This is a genomic window from Oxynema mangrovii CENA135, assembly GCF_016632315.1.
Classification (GTDB): domain Bacteria; phylum Cyanobacteriota; class Cyanobacteriia; order Cyanobacteriales; family Laspinemataceae; genus Oxynema; species Oxynema aestuarii.
Map to the genome: position 1 here is coordinate 1 of NZ_JAEOXH010000001.1, position 15,530 is coordinate 15,530.

Annotated in this window: 9 protein-coding genes; all 9 read left to right on the forward strand. The window is 51.8% G+C overall.

All coding sequences use genetic code 11. The annotated features are described in order from the left end of the window. Positions 1-406: 406 nt before the first annotated feature. The 9 genes from JJD41_RS00005 to JJD41_RS00045 all read left to right on the forward strand — a co-directional run bounded on the left by JJD41_RS00005 (position 407) and on the right by JJD41_RS00045 (position 15,526). Complete coding sequence (locus JJD41_RS00005) at positions 407-1,573, forward strand: S-layer family protein (RefSeq protein WP_200664165.1); 1,167 nt, start codon at positions 407-409, stop codon at positions 1,571-1,573. Positions 1,574-1,797: 224 nt separating this feature from the next. Next, a complete protein-coding gene (locus JJD41_RS00010; protein WP_200664166.1) occupies positions 1,798-4,392 on the forward strand; it encodes a CHAT domain-containing protein in 2,595 nt (864 codons plus the stop codon). Between the two features lie 256 nt (positions 4,393-4,648). Then, the gene (locus tag JJD41_RS00015; protein ID WP_234488434.1) at positions 4,649-5,800 is read left to right on the forward strand and encodes a DUF928 domain-containing protein; all 1,152 of its coding nucleotides are present in this window, start codon (positions 4,649-4,651) and stop codon (positions 5,798-5,800) included. Positions 5,801-5,816: 16 nt separating this feature from the next. After that, a complete protein-coding gene (locus tag JJD41_RS24510) occupies positions 5,817-8,093 on the forward strand; it encodes a CHASE2 domain-containing protein (protein ID WP_234488435.1) in 2,277 nt (758 codons plus the stop codon). Positions 8,094-8,270: 177 nt separating this feature from the next. Beyond that, a complete protein-coding gene (locus tag JJD41_RS00025) occupies positions 8,271-9,803 on the forward strand; it encodes a pentapeptide repeat-containing protein (RefSeq protein WP_200664168.1) in 1,533 nt (510 codons plus the stop codon). Positions 9,804-10,209: 406 nt separating this feature from the next. Then, positions 10,210-11,157, forward strand: a complete 948-nt coding sequence (locus tag JJD41_RS00030) for a lysylphosphatidylglycerol synthase transmembrane domain-containing protein (protein WP_200664169.1) — start codon at positions 10,210-10,212, stop codon at positions 11,155-11,157. Between the two features lie 57 nt (positions 11,158-11,214). Continuing rightward, positions 11,215-12,951 carry a hypothetical protein gene (locus JJD41_RS00035; protein WP_200664170.1) on the forward strand — a complete coding sequence of 579 codons (1,737 nt, stop codon included), beginning with the start codon at positions 11,215-11,217 and terminating at the stop codon, positions 12,949-12,951. A 104-nt stretch (positions 12,952-13,055) separates the two neighbouring features. Beyond that, positions 13,056-14,819: a hypothetical protein gene (locus JJD41_RS00040; protein ID WP_234488436.1), complete on the forward strand. Its 1,764-nt coding sequence runs from the start codon at positions 13,056-13,058 to the stop codon at positions 14,817-14,819. Beyond that, a complete protein-coding gene (locus JJD41_RS00045) occupies positions 14,819-15,526 on the forward strand; it encodes a hypothetical protein (RefSeq protein WP_200664171.1) in 708 nt (235 codons plus the stop codon). Before JJD41_RS00040 ends, JJD41_RS00045 begins: the two co-directional genes overlap by 1 nt. The last annotated feature ends 4 nt before the right edge of the window (positions 15,527-15,530 follow it).

Sequence of the window (15,530 nt, forward strand, 5' to 3'; positions counted from 1 at the left end):
CCTCGCAGCAAGCGTCGATTCAAACAAGCGCTAGGCGTCGGGCGGACTGAGGGGCGATCGGGGACTAGTGTTCGATCCGGCAGCAAAATGAAAGGGTCTGCGGAAGCGCGATCGACGCTCTGGCTCTACCTTAACAACAACTTTGAGAAAAGGCTTAATAGTGACGGCAGCTGTAGGAGAGGTTCTCGATGCACCTCTACTGAAGTCAGAGAGCGCATTTTGGAGCAATTCCTCAAGCGCGCCTTCGTCGAACGTGACGGGCGACTTGAGAAGAAGAGCGGGGATGCCCTTAGAGCAGCTAGAAACGGGACGTCGAGGAAGATAGCCGAGATCCTTTTTTCTGAACTTTTAAAGGAACTCGGATCTAAGTCCTAACAGTAAGCAATCAATACCCCTCGTCTCAGACTTGGGGTATTTTTCTGTCAAATTCACTCCCTATAGGGAAGGTCATGCGGGAACGGTGGAGATTCAGACGGCGCAGTTGAGTTTGAGTGAAGGGGCGCGTATATCGTCCTCGACCTTTGCCAGTGGCGACGCGGGTAATATTAGGATCGCCGTCGCCGAACGGATCGAATTGAGTGGCGAACTGCCCGGAAGTATTTTCCCCACGACGATCGAATCCGGAGCCGTTCTCCTGGACAGTTTCACTCGGCAACTCTTGGCGGTGCCGGAATTTCCCACGGGAGCGGGGGGAACGGTGAGGCTGAGTGCATCGGAATTGAGGCTAAGCGAGGGCGCCCGCATCGATGTCAAAAATGAGGGAACGGGGAATGGCGGTCAATTAGAAATTGCCGTCGGTAACTTGCTCTTGCACGATCGCGGTTCACTTTCGGCGACGACGACCTCCGGAGAAGGGGGCAATATCGAGATTGCCGTGGCAGATCGCTTGCAACTCGACGGGGGTAGCACGATCGCCACGAGTGCTGGCGGAACGGGGAATGGGGGCAACCTACGGCTGTCCTCCCCAACGATCGCCGCATTGGGCAATAGCGATATCGTCGCCAATGCGGTAGCCGGACGCGGGGGGAATATTGCCATCGATACCCAGGGGTTGTTTGGGATCGAGTTTCGCGACGGGCCGACGCCCCAAAGTGATATTACGGCGAGTTCTCAATTCGGTCTTTCCGGAACGGTGACCCTCGCCAATCCGGAAGTGGACGATCCCTCGCAATGGGTCGATTTACCCAGGGGCATCATCGAGCCGCGCGATCGCCTCGTCACCGGATGCAGCCCTGGGGAGAATCGCTTTACCGTGACCGGACGCGGCGGTTTGCCGTTCGGTCCCGACGAGGTGGGAAGGAGCGATCGCCCCTGGCAAGATTTGCAAGATTTCAGCGATTCTTCCTCCTCTTTTAACTCGGACTCTTCCCCGACGATCGCCCGGGGAACCCCACGAGGAGTCCGGGTACCGGATGGCGATCGCGCCGCGCGCTTAGAAGAAGCCAAAGGATGGGTTAAAGATCGGTCGGGAACCGTTCATTTAGTGGTCGATCGCGGGGATAGAAGTCGGTCGGTCGCGGGCGATCGCCCCGAAAACTGTGGTAGTTTAAATATAGAAACTTTCCGTTTCTAATTGATGGAAAATCAGAGCATTTAATCGATCGCAGAAAAATAAAGAGTTTGTAAAAAATTCGTACATTTTTCATCGAACTTTGAAAAAGTTTTAAGGGTGCCGAACGGACCGAGATCGGAGCGAAAAAAGGGAAATGTTTCTGCTTCAAAGCAACTGCCTGTCGTCCGTCCGGGGGAACGAAGGCTTGTGGTACCGTCGTCCGACCTGTGGGGAGGTAAAAACTAGTGATTGACCTGCGTTCGCTACCGCGATCGGTTCGTTCTTTTATTCGATTAGCCGTTTTGAGCGGTTTGCTCGTGGCGATCGCCCTTCCGGCGGCAGTCAGACCGTTGCAGGCCCGAGGGGTGCAGCCTGCGGGAACCGTGGAGATCCCCACTGCCGAGGTCGAAAGCAATCCGTTGCAAGCGGGACGCCGCCTCTACGATGCGGGACGGGTGTTTGAAGCGACCCAAATTTGGGAAAGTGCGGCGCGAGATTATGCCGCGCGGGGCGATCGCCTCAACCATGCCCTGAGTCAGAATTATCTGGGAGTGGCTTACCAGCAGTTGGGAGCGTGGGAGCGATCGCGATCGGCGATCGATACCAGCTTGGACGCGATCGGCGCCGAAACCCAACTCGATCGCCGGGGTAGTGCGATTCTCGCTCAAGCGCTCAATACCCTCGGCAACTGGCAACTGGCTCGGGGCCAAACCGAGGAGGCCCTCGAAACCTGGCGTCAAGCGCAAAGCGCCTACGAACGCGCCGAAAACCAAACGGGGATTATCGGCAGTCAGATTAATCAAGCCCAAGCCTTGCAAGCGTTGGGGCAGTACCGCCACGCTCGGGCGCGCTTGGAGGAACTGGTCGAGCGCGTGGGAGGACAACCGGATTCGCCGTTAAAGGCCGATGCCTTGCACAGTTTGGGGATCGCCCTGCAAATGACCGGGGAATTGGAACGCTCGAAAGCGGCCTTGGAAAGCAGTTGGGCGATCGCGGAGCGTTTGGGCGATCGCGCCACCCTCAGTAAAAGTCTGCTCGGGATCGGCAATATCGCCCGGGATTTAGACCGCGACGAGGTCGCCCGGGCCTACTATCGCGAAGCGGCGAAGCAAGCGCCGGACGAGTTGACTATCGTACAAGCGCGCCTCAACGAATTAAATTTGAACGTTCGGACACAGCGTTGGGCCGAGGCGATCGCCCTGGTGCCGGAGATCGAGAGCCGATTGGCGAATTTGAGTCCGTCCCGTCCTTCCATTTACGCCCGGGTCAACCTCGCCGCCCATTGGCTCCAAATCGACCAACGACAGCCCCAAACCGCAGCGCGAACGCAAATCGCCGAGCTCCTGGCCACGGCGATCGCCCAAGCCCAAGACATTCGCGACGAACGCGCCCAAGCTCACGCCCGTTACCAACTCGGGCAACTCTACGAACGCAACGGACAACTGGAACAAGCCCGCCATCTGACCGAACAAGCGCTGACCCTAGCCGATCCCTTGGAAGCGGAAGATATCGAAGCGCGCGCCGCGTGGCAGTTGGGACGGCTGTTAGTGCGAGAGGGACGGCGCGATCTCGCGATCGCCGCCTATCAAAATGCGTTCGAGACCTTGCAAACCCTGCGCGCCGATTTGGTGTCGGTCAATACCGACGTGCAATTTAATTTTCAAGAAAGCGTCGAACCCCTGTATCGGGAATTTGTCAGCTTGTTACTCGCGCCGGATGCCCCGCAAGACCAGATCGTGCGAGCGCGCGAAGTGATGGAAGCATTGCAACTGGCGGAACTCGATAACTTTTTCCGCGACAGTTGCTTGGAGACCAAACCGACCCAAATCGACCGGATCGACCCGGAAGCGGCGGCGATTTATCCGATCGTGCTCGCAGATCGCCTCGAAGTCATCGTTTCGATTCCCAATCGTCCCCTGACCCACTACGCCACCGCCGCGAGCCGCGATCGCGTCGAGCAGACCTTGCAGCAACTTTATACGTCTTTATTCTTGGGCTATTCTGGAAACGAGCGGTTGCAATGGTCGCGCCAAGTCTACGACTGGCTGATCCGCCCCGCCGTTGACGAACTCGACGCCGCCGGGATTAAAACCCTCGTCTTCGTTCTCGACGGCTGGTTTCGGAATTTGCCGATGGGAGCGCTCTACGACGGTCAACAGTATCTCGTCGAGCGCTACGGCGTGGCGCTCTCCCCGGGATTGCAACTCTTTCCCGAAGGACTCAAACGCAGCGATTTGAGCGTGTTGGCCGTCGGACTGACCGAAGCGCGACAGGGATTTTCGGCATTGCCGGGAGTGGAACGGGAAGTGCGACAACTCGAAGCCGATCTCAAATCGGAAGTTTTGCTCGATCGCCAATTTACCCGGGAGAATTTCCAACAGTGGGTCAATGCCAAATCGTTTCGCGTCGTCCACTTAGCCACTCACGGACAATTCAGTTCTCGCCCGGAAGAGACGTTCTTGCTGACTTGGAACGATCGCATCGACGTTAAAGCGTTCGAGCGCTTGTTGGAAAATCGCGAGCAAGCCGAATTTTATCCGATCGACCTGCTCGTTCTCAGCGCCTGTCAAACGGCGTCGGGAGACAAACGCGCCACCCTCGGATTGGCCGGATTTGCCTTGCGTTCCGGGGCGCGCAGCACCTTGGCAACCTTGTGGTCCGTCAGCGATCGCTCGACTGCCGAGTTAATGGGGTACTTCTACGACTTTCTCTCCCGCGAGGATCTCAAGCTCAGTAAAGCTGAAGCCTTGCGTCGGGCGCAATTGCGGCTGATTCAGGATCCGCAATACAACCATCCCTATTTTTGGGCGCCGTTTGTCTTAGTCGGGAATTGGTTGTAAGGGCGTTCGCCCTGGGGAATGCTAAGAATAGATTCTCTGGGGGAGAGGATTCGCACTCCATCCCCCGGCTCTTTCGGGTTGGCTCCAACCCAAAAGTTGGGATGGTATAGCGGGAGCGAATATGGAGGAGTTAAACGATCCGAATTTTCGGTAAAAACAGTGACCGAGTAAAGCCGATCTCGCTTATTTTTTGAATCCCGCTAGATCGACCCGCATCAAAGTTCCTTTTCTCACATACTTTTCAATGGATTGAGCGATGAAGCGATTGAAACTTTATTTTTCCTACCCTTTACTCCTTTTCAGTGTGGCAGGTAGTCTCCTCTGGCTCGCTGCCGCCAGCGAAGCCGCGCGGGCGGGCGATCGCCACGCCCCCGGCACTTGGTCGGTTCCCAGCCGAGGGCAAATCAGCTTAAACTTCCAACCGCCCGGCGATGCGGCACCTTTGGATACTACCGGAGGCGGCACCCGGGGCAATATCAACTTCCAAGCTCCCGGCGATGCGGCTCCGAGTAACAGCGCTTCCGGCGGCACCCGGGGCAATATCAACTTCCGAGCGCCGGGAGAAGCGGCCCCGAGTAACAGCGCTTCCGGCGGCACCCGGGGGAATGTGAGCTTCCAAGCCCCCGGCGATGCGGCGCCGAGTAACAGCGCTTCCGGCGGCACCCGGGGGAATGTGGGTTTCCAAGCCCCCGGCGATGCGGCGCCGAGTAACAGCGCTTCCGGCGGCACCCGGGGGAATGTGGGCTTTGAGGCTCCGGGAGAAGCGGCGCCGAGTAACAGTGCTTCCGGCGGCACCCGGGGGAATGTGGGTTTTGAGCCGCCGGGAGAAGGCGCCCCGAATAATACTGTATCCGGAGGCACTCGGAGTGACGCCTTGGCGGAGGTCAAGCCCTTGTTGCCGTCTACGCAACACGGACGCACGGTTTCGGCTCGTCCGACGTTCTTCGTGTACGTGCCGCCTACGGAGGCCCGTCAAGTGTTTTTCAGCCTGCAAGACCAATATCGTAACCATCACTATCAAACGGTCGTCGAAATTTCCGGGCGGGGAGGAATTGTGAGCGTGACCTTACCGGAAGACGCACCGGAATTGGAAATCGGCAAGGACTACGTGTGGTTTTTTGCCCCCCTTCAACCGGGAGAAGAACTCGGACCGGATACGTACAAAGTGACCGGATGGGTCAAACGGGTGGAGTTCCCGAGTTCGGAAAACGCCGGGGTGAGTGCCAACCCGATGCAACAGGCGACGACCTACGCCGAGTCGGGGATTTGGTACGATACCCTGTCGGTGTTGGCGGCGGCGAAACAAGCTCAACCGGAGGAGGCGACCTGGGTTGAGGAGTGGCACGACTTGCTCGAACAGGTGGGTTTGGAGGCGATCGCCTCTCAACCTTTCAGCGATCGGTTGTAGTTACCCTCAAACGTAGATGTGGCAGCAGGCGAGAGACCGAATCGAACAGCTACCGAAAGGGTTCGGCCCTTGGCTCAAACAATGGCGGGGAGTCTTGACCATTGCCCCGGTGGTTGCCGCCACCACGATTGGCGGCAACTTCCTCGGGGTGTTTCAGCTATTGGAATGGGCCACTCTCGACAGTTTCGTGCTGTTGCGTCCGCAAGAGGCGATCGACTCGCGGATCGTCATTGTCACGATCTCCGAAGAAGATATTACTCGGGTCGGACAGTGGCCCGCGAGCGATCGCGTCCTGACCCGCGCCATGAGTCACATTGCGGCACAAAATCCGACGGCGATCGGTCTCGACCTCTATCGCGATTTACCCGTCGAACCGGGTCACGCCGAATGGGTCGAACTGATGAAATCGACTCCGAATTTAATCGGCATTCAAAAAGTGGCGGGAAACCCGGTGGCGCCGCCGCCGACCCTCAAAGAGGCCGGACAAGTGGCGGCGTCGGATTTGATCTTGGATGCGGACGGGAAAGTACGACGGGGTTTGATTTTAATCGGGACGGAAAGCGGCGAATTTCTCGAAGGACTCGGGGCGAAATTGGCGCTGATGTATCTGGAACAGTCCGGTCTCGAACTCGAAACGGTAGATGCGGAGAATAATATTTATCGCCTCGGTCGGGCGTTGTTCGTTCCCCTACGCGGCAATGAAGGGGGTTATGTCGGCAAAGATACTGGGGGCTATCAGATTTTAATTAATTTTCGCGGCGGTCTCGGTCATTTCCACCATATTTCGTTCACAGATGTTTTAGAAAACCGGATTCCTAAAGATTTGATGCGCGATCGCCTCGTGTTGATCGGCGCTACGGCGGAAAGTTTAAAAGATATTTTTCAAACCCCTTATACCAATACGGTTTTAGCGACGCCGGAGTTAACTCCCGGTGTTGTCATTCATGCTAATTTTGCCAGTCAAATTATGGCGGCGGCCCTCGACGGTCGCCCGATGTTGCGGGCGTGGACAAAACCGTTGAATTCTTTGTGGATCGTCTTGTGGTCGTTTACGGCGGCGATCGCCTGCTGGCTGGTTCTCGAACACCACCAATCCCATCGTTACTTGTTCCTGCGCGCGATCGTCTTGGGCTGGCTCCCGACGGCGGGGGTTCTGGTGACTGTCACTTATCTCTCGTTTATTTACGGGTGGGCTATTCCGGTTTTTTCTCCGTTATTGGCGGCGACGTTTTCGGCGATTTTAATCCTCAATCATTACAATCAATGGCAACTCAAAGTCACCAATGAAAAGTTGGAAACTGCCAATGGAAAACTCGAAGATTATTCTCACACTTTGGAAGCAAAAGTAGAAGAAAGAACCCGAGAGTTAAAAGATGCTTTGGAAAATTTGAAATCCACTGAGGCTCAACTGATTCATACTGAAAAAATGTCGAGTTTGGGTCAACTTGTGGCCGGAGTTGCTCACGAAATTAACAATCCGGTTAATTTTATTTATGCCAATATCGACCATGCCAATGATTATTTAGAAGATCTAATCGATTTGATCGAACTGTATCAAAAAAAATACCCGGAACCCGATCCAGAAATTTTAGAAGAAATAGAGGATTTGGAGTTGGATTTTATTCTAGAAGATTTTCCTAATTTGCTCGTTTCGATGAAATCGGGAGCCGAACGGATTGGCAAGATCGTGACGGGATTGCGCAATTTTTCGCGACTGGACGAGTCGGAAATGAAACCCGTGGATCTTCATGAGGGAATTGACTCGACTTTATTAATTTTACAATCGCGATTGCAAAAAGAGGCGATCGAGATTATTAAAGAGTATGGAAATTTGCCGAAAGTGGCTTGTTATGCGTCTCAAGTCAATCAAGTTTTTATGAATATTTTGACTAACGCGATCGATGCGTTGGTGGAAACCAAAATGAAGGCGATCGCGCCGTCTGAGAATGGCAAGCACGACGGAGAGGGAGGAACGGACCGTCGCGGGTTGAAAATTTGGATTACCACCAGCGTGTCCGGGTCGGATACGGTGATGGTGAAAATCACCGACAACGGACCGGGAATCAGTGAGGCGGTGGCTAAAAAGATCTTCGACCCATTTTTTACGACCAAACCCGTCGGGTCGGGAACCGGACTGGGACTGTCGATCGGCTATCAGATTATTGTCGAAAAACATGGCGGCCAATTGAGCTGTTTTTCGCCTCCGGGGGGCGGCGCCCAATTTATTATCGAAATTCCGCGATCGCCGCAAACGAAAAAACCCGGAGATCGCGCGGCGATCGCATCGGGATAGACTGCTATGCTTTTGGACATGCAAGGGATTTTAGAATTTAGAGTTTAGATTTTAGATTGAGAGGGTCTGAAGTCTGATTTCCTCCCGAAAGCGGGCAACCTGTCCGCGCCACGGGTTCGACCCTCGTGCTTCCTACCTTGTGCCTTTTGCCTTGTGCCTTTTGCCTCCCAACTTCCCATGAGACTTAATAACTTAGAGTGGCTCGATCTCGCTGAATATCTCTGTCTGACCCTCGCCGTCGTCGGTGCGGTGGCGGGAGTGGGCGATCGCCAGATTCTCTATGCGGCTTTGCCTTTAGCCGCTTGTATTTTTCTCAATCTCGTCCGGCGCCAACAAGCGCAACAGGCCGATCGCCAGAGTGCGATGAGTGCGATCGCCGTGTTAGAAGAACGCTTGACCCGCTTGCGAACGCAATGGGAGGGCGATCGCGAACAGATGCAACAGCTACGAGCATCGATCGAACAAGTCGGCGATCGCCTCGATCGCCTCGATATCAAACCCGCCGCGTCCGAATCCCCGGCGGCGAACGAGTCGAACCGGGAAGAACTTGACTGTCTGGTGGCGGCGATGCAGCAGCAACAACGGCAACTGAGAACCCTCAGCGAACGCCTCGACGCGATCGCCACCTCGGCGCCGGAACCCCCCGCAGAGTCGCCACAATCGCAACCCCCTCAAACGCCCCCCGCGCCGGAACCGAACTGGGAACAATTGCAAAATTTGCCGGAGGCGATCGCCACCTTGACCGATCGCATCGCCCAACTCGGTCGCGGAATGGCACAAGTGCTGCAACGTCTCGAACGCGCCAGCGATACCCCCGACCGTTCCCCCGCGCCCTCAGTGGGGGATTTAGCCGACGCCCTCCAACCCCTCGCCCGCGCCGTGAGCGAAATTCAGCAGCAAATTGCCGGACTCGAACCGCGAACGGGTACCCCTCCCACCACGGCGCCCTCGGAAACGGCGATCGCCCGCACCACACCCTCCCCCGGCCCCGTTCCCACCAACTTCGGGATCGGCAGCGATCCCCGCCAAAATTTACCCCAATGGGGCAATACCCCCAATATTCCGCCAGAATCGAGCATCACCCCCGCCGCCTTTCCCAACGCCCAACCCGCCACCGTCGCCCCCCAAGAATTCGTTCGCCGCTACCAACAAGGCGAACGCAACTTTCCCGGGGTCAACCTCGAAGCCGCCGATCTCGCCCGGGTCTATCCCAGCCAACCCGGTAGCCCCATCGACCTGCGCGGCGTCAACCTCGTCGGTAGCAGCCTCACCGGGGCCAATTTTGCCGGAGGCGACCTCGCCGAAGCCAACCTCAGCGAAGCCGATTTAAGTCACTCCGATTTAAGACAAGCCAACTTAGCCGGGGCCAACTTAGCCGGGGCCAATCTCGACGGCGCCGACCTCGAAGGCGCCAACCTGATCGCTGCCGACCTGCGAGGTATTAATTTCAGAAACGTTTATCTCCGCCAAGTGAACCTAAGTAGCGCCAATCTCTGCCGTCAAAATTTTGCCGGGTTCGACCTGTCCGGCTTCAATCTCAGTCGCGCCAATCTCACTTATGCCGATTTGAGCGGCGCCACTTTAGAAGGCGCCGACTTGACGGGCGCCGACCTGACGGGGGCAAATCTCGACGGCACCTATTTCGGCGACGGCGAAACCGCCGCCCGTTTGGATGGGGCGATCTTGCCCGACGGCAGCAGATTTGAATGAAAATCCCTATAAAAAATCCCTCCAGGGGATGGATGGGAGGGAATGGGGTGTATTAAGTCAAACACTTTCAGTCTTTTCTATTTTCTCGTCTGTTTTCGATCCTGACGAGGGGGTTGTTTCCCCCAAGTGGTCTGACCCCAATCGGACGGAAAAAACACCCCTGCACGGGCAGAGGTGGACGGGGAAAATTCTCGTTAGTTTAATTCTAACCTAATGCCTTCTAAGGTTCGCCTGCTTTTTCTTCGATCGCGGTGAATATTCCCGCCAGCGATCGCGCGATCGCTTGGTATTTTTTTGCCAAAATAACGATAAAATATGCTTCGACTTGTACGCAGATCTGCGATCGCGCTTCGTAGGACTGCGATCGACCCGATCGATCGGCTTTTCCCTCTAAAACCCTCTAAACATGAAACGATTAATTTCGATCGCCGTCAGCTTAATTATTTTAACGATTATTTATACCAAAATTGACTTTTTAGGACTTATCCGCGTTTTTGAAAACAGCGATCGCGCCTGGACGATTGCCAGTTTTGCCATGTTAATCCCCTTAGTGTTGATTACCAGTTGGCGGCTGCAAGAATTAACCCCTTCGGGAGTACGGTTGAGATTTGCCGAAGCCAATCGCCTGATCTTAGCCGCCAGCGTCTTAAATATGGTTTTGCCCTCTAAAATGGGGGATCTGGCAAAAGCTTACTTTATGCGCGATCGCGGTCATTTAAGCGGGTCGTTAGCCCTGTCTCTCGTCGTCTTTGAAAAAGCCTGCGATCTGCTTTCCTTACTGCTGTGGTGTATTTTTGGCTTGTGCTTGTATCCCGATAAAAATTTTTTGTTTTGGGTCATGACGGTTGCCGTCAGCAGTAGTTTTATTTTTGGTATTTTATTACTCAGTTCTCGCAAGTTCGCTCATTTATTTTTTAATTTAGCTGGCCGAATCGCCCCTAAAAAAATTAGGGTTAAACTCGATAAAATGCGCTTTTCTTGGGGAGAAATGCACGAATATTTCTGGAGCGATCGCCGCCAATTGGCGAAAATTTGCCTCACCTCAATATTTCTGTGGTTTTGTCATTTATTGCAAATTTGGTTTTTTATCCTCGCCCTCAAAGCTTGGACCCCCTTTCTGGCCAATTTAGCCCTGTCCCCCCTAGCCATTTTAGCCGGATTAATGCCCCTCACTTTTGCGGGAGTCGGAACCCGAGACGCGGCCCTGATTTTGTTTTATCAACCCTATTTTAACGAAGCCACTGGTGCAGCTTTGGGCTTATTATGTACCTCTCGTTATTTCATCCCCGCGATCGCCGGACTGCCTTTTCTCAGTCAATATTTAGCAACGGTTCGCAATTTTAAAAAGTCGTAACTTTTTTGAAAATCACTGAACTTTATCGGTCAACTTGATTGACTTTTATTCATTTTTATGATCGATTTTTGCCGCTATCTGCTGTCAACTTCACCGCCGACCAAAGCCCGAGAACGGTTTTGGTTGGGATTGACGGTGGTTTTTTCTTTAATTTATAGCTTGATGGCATTAGAAAAAGCCTTTGACAGTAGTTATGTCGTGCAAGATGACGCCCGCCAACATGTTTTTTGGATGCAGCGTTTTCTCGATCCGAGTTTATTTCCCAATGATTTAATTGCGGACTATTTTCAAACCGTCGCCCCTAGCGGATACACCACAGTTTATCGCCTAGCTGCCGGATGGGGAATCGATCCATTATTCTTCAGTAAATTATTGCCCGTGGCGATCGCACTGGTGACGACAATTTACTGTTTTTATTGTAGTTTACTGCTGTTTCCCATCGCGATCGCCGCCTTTAGCAGTAGTTTGCTCTTAGCCCAAAGTTTTTGGATGAATTTTGATGTTGTTTCGGCGACACCTAGGGCATTTTTATATCCGATTTTTATTGCTTTTGTGTATTACTTTTTACGGCGATCGTGGCTGGGGATTGGCGGGGCGATCGCCCTGTTGGGTTTATTTTATCCTCAATATGTTTTTATTGCATCGGGACTGTTGCTATTACAAGTCATTGAAGTTGAAAAAGGTTCGTTAAAACTCTGCAAAAATTGGCAAACTTATCGTTTTTGTGGCTGGGGATTGGCGATCGCCTTTGCGGTCATGTTACCGTATGCGTTGAAAACGAATGTTTATGGTCCGGTAATTGACGGGAGTCAAGCGGTGAACTTGCCGGAGTTTTGGGCGGAAGGACGCGCTCAATTTTTTAATAGAAATGCTTTCTTATTTTGGACGATTGGGGAGCGATCGGGCATTTTACCGCCCTTATTACCGCCCTTAATTTGGTTGGGAGTTTTTCTCCCCTTTTGTCTGCCAAGGTTGCGGCGATCGCGCGATCGCTTTCCTTTAGTTAGTTTAATTCAGCCTCAAACCGGAGGGCTTTTTTTACGCTTAGGTTTCTCTTCATTCGGGATGTTTGTTGCCGCCCATTTATTTTTATTTAAATTACATTTACCGAATCGTTATATCGAACATACTTGGCGCTTTTTACTGGCGATCGCCTCCGGTATTTTTATCGCCATTCTCTGGGATGCTGCTTTCAAAATTAAGGTTGAAAAACATCAGTTATGGGGTCGAATAGCGGCGATAGGATTGGCGATCGCTTTATTGGGTTATCCCCTCTATACGCCGAGTTTTCCCAGAACGAATTACCGTCCCGGTCGTTTACCGGAACTCTATAGCTTTTTCCAACAACAACCCAAAAGCAGCACGATCGCTTCCCTGTCCGGAGAAGCGAACAATTTACCGACATTTTCCCATCGTTCGATTTTGGTCGGTCGCGAGTATGCGATCCCCTATCATCTCGGGTATTATCGTCAATTTAGCCAGCGAATTCGTGACTTAATTGAGGCACAATATAGTCCGGAATTGTCTGTTGTCAAACAGTTCATCGATCGCTATGGTGTTAATTTTTGGTTAGTCGAACGATCGGCATTTTCGCCGGAGTATTTGGAAAATCAGGGATGGTTACACCAATATCAACCCCAAACTCAACAGGCGATCGCCGATTTGCGATCGTCAGAAGCTACTGTTAAGGTTCCAGTTGTGGCGGCGGCGATCGATCGCTGTCGGGTATTTGAATCGGGAGATTTTGTCGTTTTAGATGCGCGATGTATTGTTGGAAATCCATCTTTAGAATGATATAATTGCGCTTCCCTTTGTCTTTTCTATGATTCAACTAACCGAGTTAAGCCTCAACAAATTGAATTCATCGCCTAAAGATCGACTCAATTCACTAAATTAATATGTCAATTTCTAGCGTCCATCAATTTTTAACAGGTTCGACCGATAAAATTCCTCGAAAAACTACTCTATTTTGGTGGAATCTAACGGCTATTTTTGTCATTGGTTTCGGTTGGCTGGTCTTAAAAGAAGCATTATCGGCGGAATATGTAGTGCAAGATGACGCCCGCCAACATGTTTTTTGGATGCAGCGTTTTCTCGACCCGCAGTTATTTCCCAACGATTTAATCGCGGACTATTTTCAATCGGTCGCCCCCGCCGGATATACGGCATTTTATTGGATCTTTGCCAAAGTAGGAATTGACCCGATTTTTTTACACAAACTCTTACCACCTATCTTAGGGGCGATCGCCAGTTTCTACTGTTTTTTACTGACTTTAGAATTATTTCCCGTTCCCTTAGCTGGGTTTTTGAGTGTTTCCTTACTCAACCATTATTTATGGATGCGTGACGATCTGATTTCTGCGACTCCCGCCGCTTTTGTCTATCCTTTGTTTTTAGGATTTCTCTATGCACTGTTTCGCCGTCAACTTATTTTTACCTGTGTCACTCTCGCACTTTTGGGTTTATTTTATCCCCAATGCGTGTTAATTGCTGGGGGAATTTTATGCTTGCAAATCGTCTGTTTTTCACCTCGCGGAGTCTCCGTGAATCTGCACAAACCCACCTATCGCGTGGCGGCGATCGGTTTGGCGGTGACGTCCGTGGTGATTTTACTGTATGCATTGAAATCGAATGATTACGGTCCGGTGATTTCGGCGACGGAAGCAAAAGAGTTTCCGGAGTTTTGGACTGGGGGAAAAAGTGAATTTTTTACCCACAATCGCGAGGAATTTTGGTTTACCGGACAGCGAACCGGGATCGTTCCCCGCTTTGGAACCATTTTACCGATTATAGCGGGCGGATTTTTGCCCCTATTTCTGTTATTAAATGCGATCGATCGCGGGTTGCGTCCCCAGGGCGATCGCTGGTTCCCCAGTTTGCAAAAGTTGCAAGAACGCGGCTTATTTTTACTGCAAATTATTATTTCCTCTTTAGTTCTATTTTTTCTCTCTCACGCCCTTTTATTCCGCTTGCATTTACCGAGTCGCTATACGGAACATACCCTGAGAATGGTCACGGCGATCGCCGCCGGAATCGCGATGACGGTTCTGATCGATGCGGCGTTTTCTTGGGCGAAAAAATTACGCCGGACGCCAATTCAAATCCTTCCATTAACTCTAGCGGCGGTATTAATCGGATTGGTGGTACTCGAACCAACTTGGTTAAAACGCTTTCCGCGAACGGAATATGTTATCGGCAAATTTCCCGAACTTTATCAATTTTTTGCCCAACAACCGAAAGATATTTTAATCGCTTCTGTAGCGGATGAAGTGAATAATATTCCTTCATTTAGTGCGCGATCGATCCTAATTGGTGGCGAAGGTTATGCGGTTCCCTATCATAAGGGTTATTTTATGCCGATTCGAGAACGCAGTCTCAACACGATCGCCGCCACTTATACTCCCGATCGCGATCGCTTGCGCGAATTTATTCAAACCTATCAGATCGATTTCTGGTTACTCGAAGAAGGAACCTTTACCCCACCCTATATCGATCGCGATCCGTGGATGATGCAATACGATATCGCTAAAGAAGCGATCGCCCAATTACAACAGGGAATCGTTCCCGCCCTCGCCCCCATCGGCGATCGGTGTAAGGTTTTTGAAACTGGACGCTTTGCGGTTTTAGAGGCTTCTTGTTTAGTAGAACAATTGCAAGATTAATGTTTTATTTTCATCGAATATTTAGCGATAATAAGCTCAATATTATTCCTTTCTTACTGATTATCACTGTCGATTGTTTGGCTTTAAATTTCGCGATTCTTCTAGCAGTATTTTCCGGGTTGGAACCGACCCATTTTATGGAAGAAGGAGAACCGATCACCTGGTTTTCGGCGGGACAATTGGCGGCGATCGGGGCGATCGCCGCGATCGTTGGCGCAATTCGTTTCCGCGATCGCTACTCTCGAAAAATCGCCCATGCTTCTCCCTGGATTTGGTTTTTTATCGCTACTTGTTTCTGGTTTCTCGGGCTTGACGAACTCCACGAAATTCACGAATCGATCGATCTATGGATTCATGAATTATTGAACATCGACCAAAGCCATTTGAGCGATCGCCTCGACGATCTAGTTATTTTACTATATGGGGCTGTGATGGGATTTGTTCTTTACAAAAATAAGCGCGAATTAAAACAATTCCGACAAGTGTGGAAATTATTAAAAGTAGGAATTTATACGACAATCGCGATGGTGATTCTCGATGCCATCACTAATCAAAATGATATTATTGCTAGTGAAACTATTAATGAATGGGTGGGAACTGTTGAAGAATGCTTCAAAATTGGCGCTGAAGGTATCTTGTTATCGGTGAGTTACTACTGTTTGCAAATTGCTAAAAATTTGAGCATTAGAAGCTTAGAAAATAACTAAATTT